Source organism: Ruegeria sp. CDSA079 (assembly GCF_059612245.1).
The window spans coordinates 111772-132404 of the sequence record NZ_JBXWQF010000008.1 but is presented as its reverse complement, the minus strand read 5'-3'; the positions used below and the strand labels follow the sequence as shown (position 1 = coordinate 132404).

Genomic DNA, 20633 nt, shown 5'->3' with positions numbered 1-20633 from the left:
GTCTCCGAGATGTATTTGCAAAGGACGCCGGGCCTAGAGTGTTCTCAAGCTGCGGTCAAGGCTCGGAACCCGATGTGTCATCTTGGTGGGCCTCATAACTGGCTTCCAGCTCGCTCCTTAAAAATTCGCCAAAATTCAAAGGCGCAAACTCGGCCCTCCCTGTTCCCGGAAGCGGTGCGATATCAGCAGATACATTCGGATCGAAAAAGAACGGCACGGAATAACGCTCTCGCCCACTGGAATTGATCACCCGATGTGGCGTGGACAAGAGCTTGCCATTGGACAACCGATGCAACATGTCCCCAACATTGACCACAAATGCATCTTCAATCGGCGGCGCGTCGACCCAATGGCCCGAAGGTGTCTGAACCTGCAAACCTCCAACATCATCCTGCGCCAACAGTGTCAGAACCCCAAAGTCCTTGTGTGGGGCTGATCCGAACAGATCATCCGGGGCTTGCGGGGGCTGTGGCGGATAGTGCAGCAGACGCAACCAGATCGTCGGCTCTTGAAACGCCGCAAGGATCGCACGATCCTCAACCCCAATTGCGTCCAAGGCCAACCCTAACAGCTTGTGACCCAATCCGGTCATCGCTTTCGCGTAGGTTTCGCAGGAATCTCGGAACCCATCCAGTTCCGGCCATTGATTTGGCCCGGACAGATAGACATTCGGGTTAACCTCTGCGTCCTCTCTCATCATCATGAACGACGCGGACTGGTTCGGCTTTGTCACTTTGGCCAAATCGGAGTTCACGTCCGTCGACGTGTTTATGGCGATATAACCGCGATGGTTTTTGTCGAGAGCGATGGCCCCTTTTGCGGCCTCTGACAAAGCGTGAAACCGTTTCGAGGCAGCAAACACGGCGGCACGCACATCCGGGTCCACCCCGTGGTTTATCACATAACCAAACCCCGTCTTTCCATACGCCTCAAGGAATTCCAGCGACAGTTTGGTTGTGTCTTCGCCATGGATCAAGGGTGCCAGATCAAGCACCGGAATTTCGGTAAATTCATTCATCTCAAGTATCCGGATAAAGTTTCGCCCAGGTGGTACATGCCGGGAACCGCTATCCTGCAAATCGCTTTCGACGATGAGCGCTGTGGCGCTCCAGGATAACAAGATGAACAAACTTTGACATATGTCTAACGCTAGGGCGGGGCGCAACATCGATCAACCCTGAAATTCTGTCAGCCCCTAAACAGTCATCACGGTCCCACGCAGACAACCAGCGTCGTCTTGGTTTCGAAATGCTTGCGAATTGTAGTCCCAATACCGCTTGTGACATTTGGCAGGATGGCAGCTGCATTGCCCTGTCAGCTCATGAGTGCCGACCTAAGTCTCTGGTTCTACGGCCGCCTCTCGGGCTGTAGTAAGCCGCTGCATGACGCTGTCCAAGCCAGCTTTCAGCGCGTCTGTTCCACCGGCTTCAGAAAAAACCTCAAATACCTCAGCATTCAACCCCGCCGGTGTCGAATGTTCGGAGCGCAGCACATCAAACGATTTTCCAGGGTTCTCCACCGCCGTCTGCGCCAGCCCCTCAAATACGCCGCTCAGGTAACTTCGCGCATCCTCTTGCCCGATCCCGCTAGATTGCATCCAGTCCGAAGCTGCCTCAAGTACGCCGAAATACGTCCCCATCAGGGCGCTGGCGGATGCAAACGCGTCGAATTCTTCCACGGTTCTGGCGCTGACCACTGTGCCGAGTGGACGAAACAGCATGTCGCCTACCGGATCATGCGGAAACAGAATGGTTACGCCTCGATTTTGTGCCACCGAAGGCAAAGGGATCGACCTGAACAGGCGGACAGGTGTAACAATCCAATCTTGCAACGTCTCATGGGTCACAGAAGCAATCAGACTGCACAGGTGCTGTCCTTCGGTGAAGAGTAAGGGTGTAAGAACCTCTTGCGCGTCCTGCGGGCGAACTGCCAGAAACACCAGATCCGAGCGGTCTTAAACCTCTTGCGACGTGTCGCAGATCATCACGTGATCGCTGAATGCGGCCAGCCGGGCAGACACCAAGCGATTGCGCTGTGTTACAAAAATTGTATCGATATCGACATCGGACGCCAGAAGCCCGGTTATAACAGCCTCGGTAATAACGCCCGTTCCGATGAACCCCAAACGCATCTGCGCATTCCTCAACTCTGAAAAAGCCGCCCCAAGACCAGCGCCGTAAACACTTACATATGCCGGGTCACGCCGCCATCTACGCGCAGGGATTGACCGGTGATATAGCTACTGTCTTCACTCAACAAAAAGGCGGCAGCCTTGGCCTGTTCTTCGGCCCGGGCCAAACGACCAAGCGCAGACATTTCGGCAAATTTATGTGGCAGGTCAAGACTGTCGGTGAACCCCGGCAGCAAGCAGTTCATACGGATATTCGCCGGGCCGTACCGATCCGAGAATTGCTTGGTGAAACTGGACACACCGACGCGGTACACGCTGGAGGTCGGGAACGTCAGGGATGGCTCGAAGGCCGAGAACGTGGTGATGTTCACGATTGACCCACCGCCCTGCGCCTCCATCACGGGGGTAAGCAGCTTGGCCATGCGGATGACAGGTTTCAAAACCATCTCATGTGCGCGGTCCCAGTCTTCTTCGGGAATGTCCAGCAGGTCACCTTTGGGCGGTCCACCAACATGGATCAGGCAGGCGTCGATGCGGCCAAAAGTAGACATGGCCAGATCAAAGACTGCCTGCGTATCCTCGGCATTTTCCGCTTTACCACGATGTGCGACCCCATCCAGTTCCTGAGCCAACAACTCACAGGACTCAGAAGGCGACATCAACGCCATCTTGTAGCCCCGCCCGTGCATCTCACGGGCAGTGGCTGCTCCCATCCCACGTCCTCCACCGATGATAAGGCATGTTTTCTCGGTCATGGTTCGCTCCTGTTCTTTTTTCGATACTTCTGGGTCGGCCTGTGGCTTACATCGCCAAAATGGGCTTCATGGCCTCAGCAAACTCAGCCTTCTCAGCGTCAGTCAACGGCCCCAGAGGGGCGCGGCATTCGCCTACATTCAGCCCTTGCAACTCTGCACCGAACTTGATTTTCTGAACAAACTTGCCGCATTCCAGGATATTCATCGCACGGTAGAGCTTTTTCATCAGGTCCTTGGCAGATGCCAATTCACCCGCTCTATACAGGCGGTCCAGTTCGCAACACGCCTTAGCCATGCAGTTCGACGGTCCGCAAATCCAACTATCGGCACCCCAGAACATAAAATCCAGGGCGATGTCGTCCGAACCGGATACCAACTGAATCTTGCCTTCGTAGCGCGAAGCGATATCGATCGCACGCTGCAACACGCCAGAGCTTTCCTTGATACCAATCACGCGGGGATTGTCGGCGAAATGGTCCATCAATTCAAAAGAGATATCGGCCCCGTCCTTAAGCGGATAGCTGTAAAGCACGATGTTCACGTCAACCTCGGCCAGAACCGCTTCGTAATGCGTGATCAGTTCTTCTAGCGTGGGGCGCGTGTAGAACGGTGGCGCCAGCAGCACATTGTCATACCCGATTTCCTTGGCCATCGCGGTCTGTTCGATCACCTCACGGGTCGCAGGCGCGTTGGTTCCGGCAATCAGAACCTCATCACCGCGGGCAAAATCCTTGACGAATTGCAGCACCTGACGGCGTTCTTCTGTCGACTGACTAAAGTATTCGCCGGTCGATCCGTTTGGAACCCAGCCTGTCACCCCCGCTTCGCGAAAATGGGTCAGCAAGTTTTCGAACGCCTTGAAATCAATCTTGTCATCAACCCCGAAGGGGGTGACAAGCGCAGGCATTACGCCTGAGAGTTTGACGTTAAAGCTCATTTGATCGCCCTTTTCCCTAGCATCTGAAGCAGTCACGCCGTTCTTTTGCCTGCCATTCTCTACCTGATTGGTAAGCTCAAGCAGGCTAAGGCTCAAGTCATAGAGTTTTTGGGAAAGGACCCCACCGCATGCGAGACCGCCAATAACCCGATCTTGGTTGGTCGAGGCCGAAAAACCGACCGGGTCGCGCACTGTCACCACCCTGACACGTCAGGCCGAAGGGAAAGTGGAAACACTTGCGTCTCATGCGCCTAGTGAGCCATTGGGAAAACATGTTGCCTCAGGCTGTATTCCACACCAACCAACATGCTGAACTGACTCGGTTGAGGCAGTTTCTGCTAGATATCATTCCTTTGGAAAGAAGCCGTACTGAAGCGGATGATTTTGATCAACGGCATCGGCGCAGGTTGCATGAGGACGGGTGGTGTTGCCAGCCATGTGGTCAGCTAACGGCGGCAGCCAACCCTCTCAAGATCCTTAGAGGTTTGACAGGCACCGTTTTCAGACAAAGCTGCGTCTTTGGCTCTGAACTACTTCGCGTCCAATTGAGGGGGTCGAAAACTCTCCGATGGTGTTGCACCTGAAAACGCGCGCTTTCAGATGGTGATGGCTTGCACCTTCCGGCTCAGGAACTTTCGCGATGCATCATTTGGTGCCAGTTGAATGGCTGTCTGATAAACCGTGTGCGCTTCCGAAGTGCGCCCAAGCTTTTCCAGAATATGCGCGCGGGCCGCATACCAGGGCTGAAAGTTGCTTAGACTTGACTGCAACTCGTCGAGCCTCTGCAACGCAAGTTCAGCTTGTCCAGTTTCGGCAAGAACCACTGCCCAGTTCAACGCGACAACAGGTGTTGGTTCGAACACCCAAAGCGACCCGTAGAGTAGCGCCATCTGCGGCCAATCGGGTGTGGGGCGCGCCATGTGGCAATCTGCGATGGCCGCCTTGATCTGAAACGGACCTGGCTGCAATTGCCTTACGGCATTTTCCAAGATCTTGCGGGCTTCTGCCACAATGTCTTCCGGCCAGAGACGATGATCCTGGTCTTCCACGGGCACGATAGCCCCGTGAACGTCAACTCGTGCAGGACGCCTTGCATCCGTTAACAACATAAGGGCCAGCGCGCCTTTGATTTCAGCCTCATTCGATCGAAGTTCATTCAAGAGGCGCGCCAGGAAGATACCTTCCTGGCACAGGTCCCGAGGCCCAGTGTCCTCGTTTACGTAGCCGGAAGTGAAAATCAGGTAGAGTGTCGATAAAACAGTTCCAAGGCGTGTGTCCCACTCTTCTGGCTCCGGAACCGCGAAACATAGCCCTTTGGACTTGATTTTCGCCTTGGCCCTAGACAGGCGTTGTCCCATTGTTTGTTCGGAATCAAGAAAAGCGGCTGCGATTTCTCGAGTGGTCAGGCCGCAAACTGTTCGCAGTGTAAGGGCGACTCTGGATTTTTCTTCTAGCGTGGGGTGGCAACATGCGAAGATCAGACGAAGACGTTCGTCGGGAATAATCTGAGGTGTTTTGCTTTCAGCATCAGCCAGTTCCTCGATACGTATCACGTCCGATTTCCTTAGTTCCCGTTGTCTGTCTCGGATAAGATCGATCCCTTTGCGGAAACTAACCTTCATCAACCAAGCAACCGGATCATGAGGAGGCCAGGATCGACCCCAATGCTTGAGGGCGGAAACGGACGCTTCCTGCAATGCGTCCTCTGCCAGCTGGAAATCACCGAGCCGTGTAAACAGCCCAGCCAACAGCCGCCCCCTGTTCTGGCGAATCACGTGCTCAACCAATCGGTTGACTGCAATAGCTTTGGGGGCGGCGTCCTTCATCGCTTAACCTGCCTGATTGAAATCCAACAGTGGCCGAACTTCGACAGTGCCAAAATGGGCGATGGGAATTGACGCGGCGTATTTCAATGCGGTGTCCAGGTCCGGGACATCCAAGACATAGTACCCGCCCAAGTGCTCGCGGGTTTCGGCAAAGGGGCCATCCATCGTTTCAACCTGGCCGGATTTGATCCGCAACGAGGTTGCCGTCTCGGTCCCCTGCAAACCTTCACCCCCTATGAATACACCGTCATTCACCATGGTTTCACTGACTGCAGCAAAACTGGCCATCATTTCATCAAATTCCGGGGTCCCGTAAGCAGGTTCTTTGTCGGGCGCTGCGTAGAGCAATAGCATGTATTTCATTGTGAATTTCCTTTCATCATTCGGTTCACACCTCAAGGACGTCAATGCGGATCGATTTTCGACATGGCGTAGGAATTTTTTCATCTTCATCATTATTTCAAAATGCGCAGGAAACTTGGGGTCTGGGACAATCGGACCGCAGGTGATTGACCTAAAGCTCGTGGGCGTACGGTCCCCAGGTGTCGCCCAGTATGAAACCTTTTGGGAAAGGATCGGTTGGGTCCAGCCCAATCTGCGACACCCCATAAATCCACGCGCTGCCGGTGATGTTGGGCAGAATAGCCGGATCGCCGCTAGATAGCGTTTTCGCGCCTTTGTGCTCGACCCGGAATTCCGACCCGATAATCGAACGTGTAACAAGGACATCGCCAGATTTGACCTCACCCTTTGCGTCCATCACTGCCAGCTGCGCTGAACTGCCGGTCCCGCATGGAGAACGATCCAGCCGCCCCGGCTTCATGGTCGTGCAGGTGCGAATGGCCCCATCCTCTTCACGTTGGCGGAACATCACGTAAGCCAAGTTATTCAGGTCCGGGTTTTCAGGGTGTCGCACAGCCACGTGCTGTTCGAATTGGGTTTTCAGGTAAGTTCCGGCATCGACAAGCTGTGTTGCGTTGTCAGGATCAATCCGAAAGCCCAGCTGTTCCACATCCACCAGCGCGTAAAAGACACCGCCAAAAGCGATATCTGCGGACACACGGCCAAAGCGTTCAGTGTCGATGGCGACGTCGAGATCCTGAACAAAGGCCGGCGTCATATCCAGCGCGACTTTTTCGCAACGACCATCAAGGCATGTGGCGTTCGCCGTCACCAGACCGGCCGGGGTGTCAAGCCGCACAATATTCTGCCCCTCTTGCATCGGCAGAATGCCGGTCTCTAGAAGAACAGTCGTGACGCAGATCGCGTTGGATCCGGACATCGGATGTGCCCTGTCGGCCTGAAGGACGATCAAACCCGCATCTGCATCGGGCCGCAGTGGCGGCATCAGCAAATTGACGGACATAGGCGCAGACCCTCGTGGCTCCATCGTCAACAAGCGGCGCAGGCTGTCATCGGTATTATTGATATAGTTCATCCGATCCAGCATCGTCGCGCCCGGAATCTCAAGCACTTGCGATGTCACAACCTTCCCGATCTCGCCTCCGCAGTGAGCATCAACAATCTGAAGTGTCTTTTTCCATTTCATTGTTCATGTCCCTCTGAAGCGCGATAGAAAAGGGTAACGGGTCGATTTCTGATGTGTTGCCAAGCACACGATCACAAATCAAGCATCGCGGATACAAGGACCAACGTCACGTGCAACTATTCATGGCCAATTATGGAAAGCGTTACGGTTTGCGGTTTTGCAAGGAAACTAACCGCTAAGCTGGATCAGATGAGCAGCCTTTGCTCTTCTTCCCAGCGCTAGAAATGGCTGACAACGGACAGTCAAACACTCGAAAGAAGCAGGCTTGTTTCACTGTTCGACACTCCGTCGATCATGCGAACTTCGCGCAAAACCCGATCAAAATCGTGCAACCTGGCAACCCTGACTTCCGCAACCAGATCCCAATTGCCGTTTGTCGTGTGCAACGTGAAGAGTTCGGGCATTCCACGCAGCGCCCGAATGACCTGACTGGTGGATTTTCCGATGACTTCGATCATCATGATCGCACGGATATAGTCTTCTTCATAATCTTCGCGAACGCGGGCCGTGAACCCCAGAAGCGCGCCCGTTTCCAGTAATCGGTCCATCCTGCTTTGAACCGTGGCCCGTGTCACACCAAGCACGTCCGCAAGCTTTGATACAGGTGCTCGACCGTCGCGACGAAGCAAAGAGATTAGTTTGCGGTCGAGGTCATCGTAGATGTGCTTGCTATGGCTTTGCTTTGTCATGTTTAGCTTTCTGCACAAAATTGCTTAGCATTTCGCTTAGTCGAGGGGGCTAATTTTAAGCAATTAGCTCATTTATTCAAAATTTCTTACAGAAGATAATGAAGAAAACCAAGATTCGAAAGTGCACCCATGACCAAACCGTCCCCATCCGAACTCGCATATGTTCCTTTCGTTAGTGTCGAAAACATGATGCGCCTTGTGCACAGCATCGGACTTGAGGCCATGCTGGAAGGAATTGCGTCTTACATTGAGGACGATTTCCGTCGTTGGGAAAAATTTGACAAAACCCCGCGCGTGGCAAGCCATTCGGAAGTTGGTGTGATCGAATTGATGCCGACTTCGGATGGCGAAGCGTATGGCTTCAAGTACGTCAATGGCCATCCGAAAAACACCAAAGAAGGTCTGCAAACCGTCACCGCTTTCGGTCTGCTTGCGGATGTCTATACCGGTTATCCGGTTCTGCTGACCGAGATGACGATTCTGACGGCGCTCCGTACCGCTGCAACATCTGCTATGGTTGCCAAGCATTTGGCCCCCAAGGGCGCGCGCAGCATGGCGATGATCGGGAACGGCGCCCAGTCCGAATTCCAGGCCACCGCGATGAAAGTGCTCTGCGGTATTGACACTCTGCGCCTCTATGACGTCGACAGCAAGGCGACCGAGAAACTGGTCCGCAACCTTGAAGGGCGCGGCTTCAACATTAAGGCTTGTGAAACACCAGAAGACGCTATCGAGGGCGCTCAGGTCATCACCACCTGTACGGCTGACAAGCAAAACGCAACAATTCTGACCGACAACATGGTCGGCGCTGGTGTGCACATCAACGCCATCGGCGGCGACTGCCCCGGCAAAACCGAGTTGCACAGGGACATATTGCTGCGCTCAGACGTTTTCGTGGAATATCCGCCGCAAACACGTGTTGAGGGTGAGATTCAACAGATGCCAGAAGATTTTGGTGTGACAGAAATGTGGGCAGTCATCACCGGCGCCAAGCAAGGCCGGACCAGCGATCGTCAGATCACTCTGTTCGACGGTGTCGGCTTTGCGATCGAGGATTTCTCGGCCCTACGTTTCATCCGTGACCGCGTCAAAGATACGGAATTCTATCAAGACCTAGACATGTTGGCTGACCCGGACGATCCCCGCGATCTGTTCGGCATGTTGCTGCGCGCCAAGTAACGGGCTGTTTGAAAGTTCACCAAATGGAAAAGCCCAGCATTCAAGCCCCTTCTTCTGTGGTCATGATCCGTCCGCACAATTTTTCGGTGAATACGGAAACCGGCGACAACGTGTTCCAGGCAAGCCTGCCTGCAAGCAACAATATCGCAAAGCAGGCATATGACGAGGCAACACAGTCGGCGGAAATCCTGCGCCAGCACGGTGTACTTGTTCATGTATTCGAGGGAGACGACAACCGCACCCCAGACTGCGTTTTCCCCAACAACTGGTTTTCGACCCATGCTGGTGGGCATGTCGCGATCTATCCGATGATGGCGCCGAACCGACGTCTGGAGCGTCGAACCGACGTGATCGAATTGCTCAAGCAAAAGTACCGAGTGCAGGATATCATCGATTACTCGGGGCTTGAGCAGGACAATCTGTTCCTTGAAGGTACCGGCGCCATGGTCATCGATCATGCCGACCGTGTTGCCTATGCAGTTGAATCTGATCGAACAAGCCCGATCTTGTTGGAGCGTTTCTGCACTCACTTCAACTATGAGCCGATGGCGTTCGCCGCAACAGATGCACAGGGTGTGGCAGTGTATCACACAAACGTTCTTATGTGCATCGGTACGGACTATGCACTGATCGGTGCAAGCATGATCACTGACGAAAACCGCCGCAAAGAAATCGTCGAGCGTCTCGGGCAACCCGGCCGTGACGTGATCGAACTCAGCCATGACCAGATCGAAGCCTTCGCTGGTAACGCGATTGAACTTCAGGGCAGAAACGGTCGAATTCTTGCTCTGTCGCAAACAGCTTTTGATGCGTTGACGGAAGATCAGAAAACAATCATCGAAAAAAGCGCGGAACTCGTACCGCTTCCCATTCCGACAATCGAAATGGCCGGTGGTTCGGTGCGCTGCACTATCGCAGGAATCCATTTGGCACACCGGTGAATCCGACGTGCTTTTCGCCTTTTGCCTCAGAGAATTTCTGCGCCTGTGGGCCCGCCAAACCCGTTTCGGTCGCGCCCTACAAAAAGTTTTCGATCTTGGCCAGTGTTGCCTTGCTGACCGCGACGCCCGTTGTGCGGGCGGCCAACCGTTTGGCCCCGCGACCATCTCCGGGTAGATGAGCGCCATCTTGTGAACGGATCGCCTCTACCAGAGCTGAAACGCCGTTTTCAAATCCACCAGAGGCCGTCGCATCAGGATCAATCGCTATGAATAATTGGCCTGTTTTCGGTGGACCACCCACCGTTCCGGAAAATGGTGACGCGTTGATGCCCAATGTGGCACCGGTCAGCGCTGCGGCCAAAAGTTCGACGGTCAAAGCAACGCCAACGCCCTTGTACCCGCCTGACGGTGCCATCGACCCTTTCAAACCAATTTCCGGGTCGGTTGTGGGATTACCCTCTGCATCCAGCGCCCACCCGACAGGGATCGGCTTGCCTTCGCGGGCATGTTTCATGACCTCGCTTTTGGCAATGGTGCTGGCGCTTTGGTCGATCAAAAGGGTGGGTTCGCCATCGACTCCGGGTGCTGCGATGGAAAAGGGGTTGGTGCCAACCACGGGTTTCGATCCCCCGGAAGGTGCAATCGAAGCAGGGGCATTGGTAAATCCCAGACCCACCAGCCCAGCCTGGGCCAGCCGATAGGTGTGGTAGCCCAAAACGCCACAGTTATAGCTGTTTTTGATGGCCAGTACCGCAACACCCTGTTCTCGAGCCGCCGGGATCAGGGCCTCGAACCCTGTGTCGATAGCGGAATGGGCAAAGCCTGTTGCGGCGTCAACCGCCACCACGCCGGGTTTGGGGCGCGACAGAACCGGAACCGCCTTCCCATCGACCTTGCCGCATTGCACATGCTCGCAATAAATCGGGATATAGGCCAGCCCGTGACTTGCAACGCCATCGGCTTCGGTTGCCGCCGTGGCCTGCGCCAGCGGGCGGGCATTTTCTTCGGATGTCCCTGCGGCAACCAGCGCGCGGAAAGACAGGTCTTCGATCTCAGCAAGGGTCAGGGTTTGTGTATCGGTCACTTTGGCATCTCTTCAATCATTGTCAGAAAGCCCGGACCCTGCACCCAGCAGGCGGGATTCTTCGGTTGCGGGGGCATAGGTGCGGTGGGCAAAGCGGTTCAGTACGCCCCAATCCTGTGGGTCAGGACAAGCGCGCGCATTTTGTTTACGAGGGGTAGTAAGCGCCCCCCCATGTGTAACCACAACTTTGTGGACCGTGCCGGGCAAACTGTCCGGGGCCACAAGCCGTTCCCCGTCCGTCATCATTTGCACGCCGTCGATCTCGATCGTCAGCACCTCTTTCAAAAGGCGTGCTGCATGGCACGCAAACGGCAGCAACAAAGCGGGCGCCGCGACATTCCGCATTTCTACCGGGCCCGTTTTCAACAGGTGGGCGGCATCAGACAACAAAGGCCCCGCGGATAATGGACACAACGCTCCTTCACTCAGCCAGAGACGATCAATCTGCCCAGGACGATGCGCCGCCGGGCCTGAGGCCAGCCCCTGCTCCAACAGCCCTGCCAAAACCCCGGCCCCGTCCATTCCCTGCGCGCACAGCCAGCGGGCAGCCTTCGACGCCTCCTCGGCCTGCCCCCAGGAATAGCCCGCGCCACGTGTCGCGCGTTTGGCGGTCGCTTCCATCTCGTTAAGTGAAAAATTCATGTTGGTTCCTGCGGGTAGACCCAGAGATCCGCGTTTTCAGAAGTAAGCTCTTCCGGATACGGCGCACCGGAATACATGCAGATACGAACCCACCGATCCGAGCGGGGGTCAAAATGGGTCGCGCCAAAGAAAGAAAGCTTTGCCCGCAGCATGTCGATGGGCAGCACCTTAGACCCAATTGTGTTGTCCCGGATCTCGCCGTAAGGCGCGGAGGTGGTCATTTGAATACGCCGGATCGTATGGCGATGTTCCGGGTGGTGCAGCAGGAATTCGGCCACGGGTTTCGTGTCTTCCCAACCCTGCAGCGCGTCATAGACAGCCGCTGCATCCCGCGCCGGGGCCAGAGGTTGTTCATAGTCTGAAATGGGTTCATCAAACCGTTCGCCCATGCGGGGTTCCAGCTTTTCCTCCGACACGTACCAGGCCCGGGCGCAGTTCTCGCGGGCTTCCCAATCCAGGTCTAAAGCCCAGGCGTATGTTTCCCGGATCAGGTCGCAGACCTTCCCGATGAGCATGGTCCCATCGATCACAAACGCCTGCGTGCAGCTGTCTGCCATGCAAGAGGTCAGCCCATCCACAAGATCGCCATAAGGCTCCAGGATCAACGACGCCAGAAACTCCTGACCTTCTTCGCTAAGCTTGGTTTCTGACCAGCTCATCACCCGATTCCAAGGGCTGCTTCCCCTCAGGTCGTTGTGGCGCAAGTACTCGGCAATCAAATGCAGGTCCGCGTTTAGTTCTTCAAGTTTACCAATCTGGATAGGATGCTCGGACCGCCACCACGACATCGACAACTGGCTGCGTTCAAAGACATCCCGGAACTGAGAGATCTCAGTCGTACTGGCCACTTCCACAGACCGAACCCGTGCTATCGCCTCTTCCCGCACCATGATCCAGTTGTTGAACAGAACCGGGTGGTTGACGATGAAGGGCGCCATGCCAAGTCCGGTAGAGTTACCAATTCCAAGCCAGCGGGCAATCTCGGGGTCCAAAGTCGCAGCCTGGCCGCAGCCTTTGACACTTGCCATATGCTGCACCAGATCACGCACAAACGTCCGGGTCAGGAAGACCGAAAGCATCTCAACCTGAAATGGGGCCTGAGTCTCGGACCGGTCTGCAACTTTCTCCCGATCTGCCGCGCCAAATTTGCCCGAGCCATAGACAGCAGTCGTACGCATCAGGTACCCGACCTGATAGATCTGTTCCACATCCGGCTGATGCCCTGCGGCCAGAGACTCCACAACATGATCCCAAAGGCGAACCGAGCGATTGGCGCGGGACAAGGACAACTCGCTCTCGCTCACCCGTCCGGCCTCTTGCAGAGGTACGTTTTGAGAAAGGCGTTCGATATCAGCCTCGGTCGGAATGCCGTCGAACAAGGCAAAAGTGGCATCCCACGCCTCGGCAATCACGCGGTCCGAGCGTTGTTCCGGTGGTAGGTCATGTGCGAAGGCAACCAGAGAGTACGCGCGGTCCGGCCCTTGAGCGGTATAGACCGCCCGACCGACGCCATTGGCGTCAATGTCGAATACTGGCCGCGTGAATGACCAGTTTTCACTGGCCATTCGGCGGGTCAACTGCCGCATGAAACTCAGCCGACACTGATGCAACGACCCCAGCCGCGACAGCCGCATAATGGTGGCCGGGTCTCGCCTTTCAATCTGTGTCTGCGCTTGAGTGTCCATCCGACTACCCCTGAGCACCGAAGTTCTCAGCAAAGAACCTATACCAGTTTCCGCCCATGATACCGGCCACTTCTTCATCGTTCAGACCGGTCGCACGCAAACCCTCTTCAAGGTTTCCAAAATCCCGATTGTCCCGAAACCAGGACGGCATCGGGGGGAATCCGGGGTTACTTGCCGACCCCTCGCCATAGTCGATCTGCTTCGACCAACGGCCAACCCGCATCCATTCGACGACGCTGTCGGGCTGATCCTGACACAGATCCGTGCCGATCCCGAGATGTTTCGCTCCGTATCGCTCAGCTGTCCGCGCAATCATTTCGCAGAAGCTTTCAAGGGTGCAGCCCGACTTGTCTTTCAAGTGATGAGGATAGACCGAAAATCCCAGCATCCCACCGTTTTCAGTCACCGCTCGGATTACCGTGTCGCGCTTGTTGCGCAGGGCGGGGGCCCAATCAAACGGGTTTGCGTGGGTAATCGCAATCGGACGATCGGACAGCTCGGCCGCCTCGATGGTGGAACGGTCGGCTGAATGGCTCATGTCAACAACAAGCCCGACCCGGTTCATCTCTTTGATCACCTGACGCCCCATGCGGGTGATCCCGGTGTCTTCGGCTTCGTAACATCCCGTCGCCAACAGCGATTGATTGTTATAGGTCAGCTGCATGAACCGCGCGCCCAGCGTATGGACGATTTCGACCAACCCAATGTCATCTTCGATGGGCGATGGGTTCTGAAACCCAAAGAACACCGCCGTGCGCCCAGTTGCCCGAGCGGTGTCGACATCGCTGGCCCACAGTCCTTTCATGATCAGATTCGGGTATTGTTCGAACCAGCGGTTCCACTTTTCAAAGTTCAGAACAGTTTCGCGGAAATTCTCATGATAGGCGATGGTGACATGGATCGCGTCCACACCCCCTTCGCGCAATTGCCGAAAGATCTTTTCGGACCAATTGGCGTATTGCAGTCCGTCGATCCGCATCACATTGGCTTTCCTGCGCTGATATAGGCGGTCTTGACCGTTGTATAGAACTCGGCCGCGGCCTTGCCCTGTTCACGTGGGCCGTAAGAACTGTCGCCGCGTCCGCCAAAGGGCACGTGATAGTCGGTGCCCGCCGTCGGCAGGTTCACCGTCACGACCCCGGTGCGCGCGTTGCGCCGGAAATGCGTGGCGCGGGCCAGGCTTTGCGTGACGATGCCCGAGGTCAAACCGAAATTGGTGTCATTCACGGTTGCGAGCGCTTCATCATAGCTGTCGACCTTGATCACCGAGGTCAGCGGCGCGAACATCTCTTCCCGGTTGATACGCATGTCGTTGGTCGTGTTCAGGAACACGCCTGGGCTCATGTAGTATCCATCACGCGGCATTTCCAAACGCTGCCCGCCACAGGCCAGTTCCGCCCCTTCGGATTTGCCCAGATCGACATAGGCCAGGTTCTCGGCCAGTTGCTGTGCACTGACGACGGGCCCCATCTGTGTCCCCTCTTCCAGCGCGTGACCGACTTTCATCGCCTGTGAACCAGCCACCAGTTTCTCGACAAATGCGTCATGCACAGCGGCATGAACCACCAGCCGCGACGAGGCAGTACATTTCTGACCGGTTCCTCCAAACGCACCGCCCAACGCCAACGAAACTGCAAGGTCAAGATCGGCGTCGTCCATCACGGCAAGCGCGTTTTTCGATCCCATCTCCATCTGCACCTTGGTCAGGTTCTGGATGGCCGCCGCTGCAATGCCCTTACCCACTGGCACCGATCCCGTGAACGAAATAGCGTTGACCTTGGGGCTTTCCACCAGCCGTTGTCCAATGGACCGACCCGAACCCATGACAAGGCTGAACAAGCCCTTGGGAATGTCTTGACGGTTGATGATCTCGGCCAGGGCCACGGCAGAGGCAGGCGTGATGTTGGCCGGTTTCCAAACCACCGCATTGCCGTAACACAGCGCCGGGGCAATCTTCCACGAGGCTGTTGCGGTCGGGAAGTTCCACGGGCTGATGACGGCGACAACCCCAACCGCCTCGCGGCGCACGTCAATCTCGATGTCAGGACGCACGGAATCCGCGTTCTCTCCAACCTGGCGCAGGCATTCAGCGGCATAGTAGGTGAAGAACTGCCCAGCGCGATAGACCTCGCCCTTCCCTTCTGCAAGCGGCTTGCCCTCTTCCCGGCTGAGCAAATTGCCCAACTCTTCGGCGCGGGTCATCAGCTCATTGCCAATGTTCATCAACACGGCCTGCTTGCGTTCGAGCCCATAGGCTGCCCATTCGGCTTGCGCGATGCGCGCCTGATCCAGTGTCGCCTCCAGCTGATCCGCGCTGGCTTGCGCGAAATGGCCAACCAGGTCGCTCAGGTCCGAAGGATTACGGTTTTCAATCTCGCTTTCGCCGGCAAGCCATTCGCCAGCAATCAGGTTCAGGTTGGTCACGGTTTGCCCCAAGATAAAAGAAGTTGAGGCCAGAATGGACTTCTTACGCGATATCAGTCAAATTCAATTAAATTAACTAAACTTCAGGATTTCTGAAACGTGACACTTAAAATCGAAATGCTGCGTTGTTTTTGCACCGTCGCGCAAACGGGAAACTTGTCCGAAGCGGCGGATCGATTAGGGCGAACCCAATCCGCCGTCTCGATGACCCTGAAGCAATTTGAAGATCATTTGGGGAAAAAGTTGTTTGTTGGGGAAAGAAAGAACCAATTGTCAGTCTTGGGCGAGCAGGTGTTTGAGATGTCCCTCAAACAGGTTCGCCAGTTCGACCAGACAGTGCAATCCATCGAAACCGCCGCCCATGCGGCCAATGGGTTGATCCGAATAGCATCCGTCCCTTCTGTCGCCGCTTTGGTTTTCCCAACTGTGCTTGAACACATGACGCGTCGTTTTCCCGGTGCAAAGATCGAGCTCAGGGACGCCGATACGCGTCAAGTGCTGGATGCGCTTGCAGATGGCAAAGCCGATATTGGAATTGCGTCCGGCTTTCATCCTGTGAAAGGTGTGAAGGCGCATCCTTTGTTTGAAGATCAGTTCGGACTGGTGTGCGCGGCTGATCATCCCCTGATGACTAAGCCCGAGCCCCCAACCGTAGAAGATGTAGTAACCACCTCGTTCGTGCGAAATACTCTGTGTGACCTCATTGAGACGCCAGAGTTTGTAAATGCGCTCGACGACGTCGATGTCACCATCCACAATACACAATCACTCATAACGATGGTGGGAACCGGCAAATGGATCACACTTCTTCCTCAGACCGTCGCTCGCATAATCCCCGAGAACGTCACATTCAGGGATTTATCCGATCTACGCGACAGACGACAGGTTTACCTGTACGTAAAGGAGAGTTCCCGCTTCGACGGTCTGATAGACGCCTGCAGCGCGTTTATCTTGAACCTGAAACTGACCTGAAAGTCATAAACCCAGGATTTCAATCCCGACGACAATGACAGCCGCGCGCCCATATATGGACCTTGGTCGCTCTGCTGCCAATCTTGGGTCAGCTGTCAACCGACACCCTTGGGAGGCGTGGCGCAAAGATCCAACGCTGACCAATAACGCAAAGCCGTTGGATCCAGAGGCTATTCAGCTCCCACTCTACGATTGTATCTACTGAACACATAATGCCCAGTCGGCATGTCTGACCTGAAATCAGCCGCGCGACCCGGTATTGCGCGATAAAACTGGCATAACCCCGGCTCGATGTCTTCGGCTATTTCTTCGCAACGTTGACATATATGCTCAATACTAGCCTGAGCCTCTCGCGCCGCCAACGCCGAAGACAACTCGCCATGCAAAGCAAGGAGATTCTGGAAAGCATCAGTTTCCCGCACTGAGCGGTCTCCTACCAGAATGAAGACGGGCTCGGGAAAAGCTTTGCCTTTCAGGTCGACGTGGCCAGCCTCCAATAAGGCCAGATCAGACTGACCTGCTTGATGGACTGCGCTTGAGACAACAATGTCATAGTCCACGGTGCGACAGCATTGCTCGATCCGCGCCGAAACATTCACCACATCACCAATAACCGTGTAGTTGAACCGTTTTTGTGACCCGATGTTCCCGACACAAGCCTGCCCTGTGGCAATTCCGGTTGCCAGTGCGATGGGTTGTCGGTCTTGCATAATGTCGGATGCGTTGAACTCCGCAAGGGCACTTCTCATCCTGAGCGCAGCAAGCGCCGCACGGCATGGGTGATCCGCAACGGGCAAAGGTGCGTTCCAGAAAGCCATGACCGCGTCGCCGATAAACTTGTCGATTGTCCCCCGCTCATACAGAATCTGATCCCCAATCTTGGAAAACAGCGCATTCAAAAGCGAAACAAGCTCTGTTGCCGACGCAGACTCGGACAAAGCCGTAAACCCACGGATATCCGAGAACATCACGGTGATTTCCTGAATCTCGCCTCCCAGTTTTAGTTGGTGGCCCGTATGCTCCATTTCATCCAAGATTTCCGGTGCAACGTAGTGCGAAAAGACTTTTCGGATCTCACGCTTTTCTCGCTCGGTCGATATGAACAAGTATCCAGCCAACAGACCAAAATTTGCGATTCCGCCGATCAGGGGAAACGTTGCATCAAACAGCACCGACTGATTTTGAAAAACCAGCCAGCTGATGGCAAGAACAGCTGCTGCGGCAACACCTCCGGCAATAAAGGATGCTACGGCGCCAAAGCTGGACATGACCGCGATCACGACAAGCCCAAGAAGCGCAAAGGCAAGCAATTCCTGCGCCGAAGTCACGTCAGACCGACTGAGCATTTCCTGGGTCAGGACTTGTTCGATCATCTGTGCGTGAATGGAAACGCCGGGAACGCTTTCACCCAGCGCCGTTTGATGAATATCGAACAAACCGGCGGCAGAGGTTCCAACAAGTATGATGCGCCCTTCGATTTCGGCACGCAATACCGGGTCGGCAGAACCGGTCATGACCTCACCGGCCGAAATGTAGAGATCGGGCGTGTCTCGCCTGTATTTCAGCCAAAGCTCGCCATTCTCGGTCGTTGGCACCTGGTATCCGCCGACCTCAACAGCCAGCATGATGCCCTCTTCATCCATTGAGCCTTCGGCAAAGATATTGGTTTCTCCTAGTGCGACCCTCAGAGATTCAACGGCCAATCCTGGCATTGGCCCATCCGGCCCGTTCCAAAGAACCGGCACGCGACGCACAATTCCGGTCCCGCCGATAGGAGAGACATTGACCCCACCTATACCCGCGGCGGTGCGATCCAAAGGCGGTGCAATTGGCGTCCAATGAGGAACCGAGATCAGGCCCGCGGTCGGATTTTCACCAAATTCGACGATACCAGCTTTGGAGGTGACATTCTTGCCTTCTTCAGACAACCGTGCGGCCGCGCCCAAAACCACTGGCCAATAGGCGATTTCCATCCCAAGCAATATATCATTGTCCAATCTCTTGGCATGATGTTCCACGGTCAGAATTCCCGCCAGGGACGGATCATTCAGAAGGCGCGATGGTGAATACCTGTCTGGCTCGGCAAACAGCATATCGAATGCGATGGCTGCGGCACCGTATTCGCCCAGGTTTTGAACCAGCTGAGCCACGAGGGTGCGCGGCCACGGCCATTGCCCCCAATTGGCAAGTGCATCTTCATCTATATCCACGACGCGTATGGGAAGGTCGGGATTGAACTCGCGAGGGGATAATCTTTGAAGAACGTCGAAATAGACAAGACGCGTCATTCGTACGGGGTAAGGATCCAATACCCGGATAAAACAGCCCACGAGGATCAGGACCAACCCCACAAGGCGAAAAGCCCATCGTCCATTCTTGGTTTTTCGTGTCTTTTCGCTCAATCTATCCTCCGGAAAAGAGGAACAAGCCCTTGTTAATCAAATACGTTTATCGAGAGCCCCTCTTCAGATCCTTCTCGATCCGGCTCGTCATGCTCTGGTTCGTCGTGCTCAGGCTCATCATACTCTGGTTCTTCTCTTTCCGGCTCCTCTTGTTCTGGTTCTTCTCTTTCCGGTTCAGCTTGCTCTGTAGGCGACGGACTACCTGAAGGTGACGGGCTTGACGAAGGGCTCACATTCACGGTTTCGGTTGACACTTGCCGCTGAGGAGCGGCTGCGCGGGGTTCTGATCTGTTGGGTTTGACCCGTCGCACAGGTGCGGCTTCGCCGGCGCAACCTTCCACTCTTACCTGCAATGGGGGCAACAAACTCTCTTGCGATTGGATAAAAGGAAATCCACTTTTCAGCGCTTGTTCGTATTGCGCCTGATCAGCAGGGCGTCCGACAGTTCCACGCCCGCTTGTTGCGTACATACTGCACTGGCGTCCTGAAGACCTACACGAGCCTTTGAGACCGCACATTCGAACCGTACCCTGCAAGACAAGCATGGCACTTTGTTGGTCTGACACAATCCACATGTCGAACGTTGTGCCGCGCACCGCCATCGTTGCGGATGGTGTCCTGATCGAATAGGCCCGCTTTCGGCTTTTGCCGGAAATGAACCGAAAGCTGCCGCCCAGCGCCTGAACAGCAAAGCTCTTGGCTTTGCGATTGCCACGCAACAGGGTCACATCCAACACCATACGAGCATTGGGTCCAATTGCGATCTTGGTTTCATCCACAAAGACGATTTGGATCAAACCCGTCCGGTCCGTCGAAATAGTATCCCCTGACGCGACCTCCATCCCTGAATATGCGGGCTGTGCTTTTCCCCCTCGAATAAGCTGTGCACCTTGTTCCGCGCTGATGACTTTCCCAATGTTAGCAATCGTCTGCGACGGTATGATCACGACGACGAAAAGAATCAAAACAATCTTTAACCACGACAAAATCGAGCCCCTTCCCCCTTTGGGTCCTGATGCGTGCGGATCGCACTGTGCTCGAGACTTGCCTCACAATAAGCTTGTTTGCAGCTTTATTGACTCACTAAAAATATATACAAATATTCATTATTTTTAGCGCTCTTAGCAAGTTTTATGTGCAGATCGCGTTCTAGTTGTCGGTTGGTGGTGCCGTACATCCTTTTGATCGGGTAAGCATTTCTGCCTGCTGTCGTGCACCTATTTGCGACTTGACCCCCAGTTTAGTGAAGGGCGGGTTTGATGTTCCCCAGAACAGTTGAAATTCCGTCTTGGCTCCGTATCTCTTATCCTGTGGAAACACATATCAACTGGCGCTGACGATCCTTTTACTCCTCGAACCTTCGTTACCCTTTACTTGGCGCACAACTAAGACAACAAACAAAAGAGTCAGTTGATGG

General features: G+C 55.1%; 19 protein-coding genes. 3 read left to right on the top strand and 16 right to left on the bottom strand.

The window, feature by feature from the left end:
- Nucleotides 1-55: 55 nt before the first annotated feature.
- The 9 genes from AC2FJZ_RS10865 to AC2FJZ_RS10825 all read right to left on the bottom strand — a co-directional run bounded on the left by AC2FJZ_RS10865 (nucleotide 56) and on the right by AC2FJZ_RS10825 (nucleotide 7887).
- Entirely contained in the window at nucleotides 56-1018 is a 963-nt protein-coding gene (locus tag AC2FJZ_RS10865; protein WP_496777545.1) for an isopenicillin N synthase family dioxygenase, read from the bottom strand.
- A gap of 315 nt (nucleotides 1019-1333) precedes the next feature.
- Nucleotides 1334-1939, bottom strand: coding sequence for a pyrroline-5-carboxylate reductase dimerization domain-containing protein (locus AC2FJZ_RS10860; protein ID WP_496777543.1), 606 nt, complete (start codon nucleotides 1937-1939; stop codon nucleotides 1334-1336).
- Between the two features lie 15 nt (nucleotides 1940-1954).
- On the bottom strand, nucleotides 1955-2131 hold the full coding sequence (locus tag AC2FJZ_RS10855; protein WP_496777541.1) for a hypothetical protein: 177 nt from the start codon (nucleotides 2129-2131) through the stop codon (nucleotides 1955-1957).
- Between the two features lie 53 nt (nucleotides 2132-2184).
- Complete coding sequence (locus AC2FJZ_RS10850) at nucleotides 2185-2886, bottom strand: SDR family oxidoreductase (RefSeq protein ID WP_496671568.1); 702 nt, start codon at nucleotides 2884-2886, stop codon at nucleotides 2185-2187.
- Nucleotides 2887-2932: 46 nt separating this feature from the next.
- The gene (locus AC2FJZ_RS10845; protein WP_496777539.1) at nucleotides 2933-4015 is read right to left on the bottom strand and encodes a dihydrodipicolinate synthase family protein; all 1083 of its coding nucleotides are present in this window, start codon (nucleotides 4013-4015) and stop codon (nucleotides 2933-2935) included.
- Between the two features lie 404 nt (nucleotides 4016-4419).
- The gene (locus AC2FJZ_RS10840; RefSeq protein ID WP_496777537.1) at nucleotides 4420-5649 is read right to left on the bottom strand and encodes an RNA polymerase sigma factor; all 1230 of its coding nucleotides are present in this window, start codon (nucleotides 5647-5649) and stop codon (nucleotides 4420-4422) included.
- 3 nt (nucleotides 5650-5652) lie between these two features.
- Nucleotides 5653-6012, bottom strand: coding sequence for a YciI family protein (locus AC2FJZ_RS10835; RefSeq protein WP_496671560.1), 360 nt, complete (start codon nucleotides 6010-6012; stop codon nucleotides 5653-5655).
- Nucleotides 6013-6163: 151 nt separating this feature from the next.
- Nucleotides 6164-7198, bottom strand: coding sequence for a proline racemase family protein (locus AC2FJZ_RS10830; RefSeq protein WP_496671557.1), 1035 nt, complete (start codon nucleotides 7196-7198; stop codon nucleotides 6164-6166).
- Between the two features lie 242 nt (nucleotides 7199-7440).
- Nucleotides 7441-7887, bottom strand: coding sequence for an Lrp/AsnC family transcriptional regulator (locus tag AC2FJZ_RS10825; protein ID WP_050604332.1), 447 nt, complete (start codon nucleotides 7885-7887; stop codon nucleotides 7441-7443).
- A 129-nt stretch (nucleotides 7888-8016) separates the two neighbouring features.
- On the opposite strand from AC2FJZ_RS10825, the gene ocd reads away from it, so the two are divergent.
- A complete protein-coding gene (gene ocd, locus AC2FJZ_RS10820; RefSeq protein ID WP_496777536.1) occupies nucleotides 8017-9066 on the top strand; it encodes an ornithine cyclodeaminase in 1050 nt (349 codons plus the stop codon).
- A gap of 23 nt (nucleotides 9067-9089) precedes the next feature.
- Complete coding sequence (gene ctlX / locus AC2FJZ_RS10815; protein ID WP_496777534.1) at nucleotides 9090-10007, top strand: citrulline utilization hydrolase CtlX; 918 nt, start codon at nucleotides 9090-9092, stop codon at nucleotides 10005-10007.
- Between the two features lie 76 nt (nucleotides 10008-10083).
- Here ctlX and AC2FJZ_RS10810 read toward each other — a convergent pair whose 3' ends face one another.
- The 5 genes from AC2FJZ_RS10810 to AC2FJZ_RS10790 are packed head-to-tail and all read right to left on the bottom strand — an operon-like array spanning nucleotide 10084 to nucleotide 15842.
- Complete coding sequence (locus AC2FJZ_RS10810; protein ID WP_496777532.1) at nucleotides 10084-11091, bottom strand: Ldh family oxidoreductase; 1008 nt, start codon at nucleotides 11089-11091, stop codon at nucleotides 10084-10086.
- A 12-nt stretch (nucleotides 11092-11103) separates the two neighbouring features.
- Entirely contained in the window at nucleotides 11104-11733 is a 630-nt protein-coding gene (locus AC2FJZ_RS10805) for a DUF3726 domain-containing protein (protein ID WP_496777530.1), read from the bottom strand.
- Nucleotides 11730-13418, bottom strand: a complete 1689-nt coding sequence (locus AC2FJZ_RS10800; protein WP_496777529.1) for a hypothetical protein — start codon at nucleotides 13416-13418, stop codon at nucleotides 11730-11732. The genes AC2FJZ_RS10805 and AC2FJZ_RS10800 overlap by 4 nt, the downstream gene beginning before the upstream one ends.
- Nucleotides 13419-13422: 4 nt before the next feature.
- Complete coding sequence (locus AC2FJZ_RS10795; RefSeq protein WP_496777527.1) at nucleotides 13423-14397, bottom strand: membrane dipeptidase; 975 nt, start codon at nucleotides 14395-14397, stop codon at nucleotides 13423-13425.
- Nucleotides 14397-15842, bottom strand: a complete 1446-nt coding sequence (locus tag AC2FJZ_RS10790) for an aldehyde dehydrogenase family protein (RefSeq protein WP_496777525.1) — start codon at nucleotides 15840-15842, stop codon at nucleotides 14397-14399. The genes AC2FJZ_RS10795 and AC2FJZ_RS10790 overlap by 1 nt, the downstream gene beginning before the upstream one ends.
- A 99-nt stretch (nucleotides 15843-15941) precedes the next feature.
- On the opposite strand from AC2FJZ_RS10790, the gene AC2FJZ_RS10785 reads away from it, so the two are divergent.
- Nucleotides 15942-16814, top strand: a complete 873-nt coding sequence (locus tag AC2FJZ_RS10785; protein ID WP_496777523.1) for a LysR family transcriptional regulator — start codon at nucleotides 15942-15944, stop codon at nucleotides 16812-16814.
- Between the two features lie 170 nt (nucleotides 16815-16984).
- On the opposite strand, the gene AC2FJZ_RS10780 is transcribed toward AC2FJZ_RS10785, so the two are convergent.
- Together AC2FJZ_RS10780 and AC2FJZ_RS10775 are read right to left on the bottom strand one after the other, a co-directional pair.
- Nucleotides 16985-19216, bottom strand: a complete 2232-nt coding sequence (locus tag AC2FJZ_RS10780; protein WP_496671534.1) for a CHASE2 domain-containing protein — start codon at nucleotides 19214-19216, stop codon at nucleotides 16985-16987.
- 32 nt (nucleotides 19217-19248) lie between these two features.
- Nucleotides 19249-20013: a FecR family protein gene (locus AC2FJZ_RS10775; protein ID WP_496777521.1), complete on the bottom strand. Its 765-nt coding sequence runs from the start codon at nucleotides 20011-20013 to the stop codon at nucleotides 19249-19251.
- Nucleotides 20014-20633: the final 620 nt, after the last annotated feature.

Bases quoted from the DNA above. Each gene is read 5' to 3' on its own strand.
- AC2FJZ_RS10865 (WP_496777545.1), bottom strand. From the start codon at position 1,018: ATGAATGAATTTACCGAAATTCCGGTGCTTGATCTGGCACCCTTGATC.
- AC2FJZ_RS10855 (WP_496777541.1), bottom strand. From the start codon at position 2,131: ATGCGTTTGGGGTTCATCGGAACGGGCGTTATTACCGAGGCTGTTATA.
- AC2FJZ_RS10850 (WP_496671568.1), bottom strand. From the start codon at position 2,886: ATGACCGAGAAAACATGCCTTATCATCGGTGGAGGACGTGGGATGGGA.
- AC2FJZ_RS10840 (WP_496777537.1), bottom strand. From the start codon at position 5,649: ATGAAGGACGCCGCCCCCAAAGCTATTGCAGTCAACCGATTGGTTGAG.
- AC2FJZ_RS10835 (WP_496671560.1), bottom strand. From the start codon at position 6,012: ATGAAATACATGCTATTGCTCTACGCAGCGCCCGACAAAGAACCTGCT.
- AC2FJZ_RS10830 (WP_496671557.1), bottom strand. From the start codon at position 7,198: ATGAAATGGAAAAAGACACTTCAGATTGTTGATGCTCACTGCGGAGGC.
- AC2FJZ_RS10825 (WP_050604332.1), bottom strand. From the start codon at position 7,887: ATGACAAAGCAAAGCCATAGCAAGCACATCTACGATGACCTCGACCGC.
- ocd (WP_496777536.1), top strand. From the start codon at position 8,017: ATGACCAAACCGTCCCCATCCGAACTCGCATATGTTCCTTTCGTTAGT.
- ctlX (WP_496777534.1), top strand. From the start codon at position 9,090: ATGGAAAAGCCCAGCATTCAAGCCCCTTCTTCTGTGGTCATGATCCGT.
- AC2FJZ_RS10805 (WP_496777530.1), bottom strand. From the start codon at position 11,733: ATGAATTTTTCACTTAACGAGATGGAAGCGACCGCCAAACGCGCGACA.
- AC2FJZ_RS10800 (WP_496777529.1), bottom strand. From the start codon at position 13,418: ATGGACACTCAAGCGCAGACACAGATTGAAAGGCGAGACCCGGCCACC.
- AC2FJZ_RS10795 (WP_496777527.1), bottom strand. From the start codon at position 14,397: ATGCGGATCGACGGACTGCAATACGCCAATTGGTCCGAAAAGATCTTT.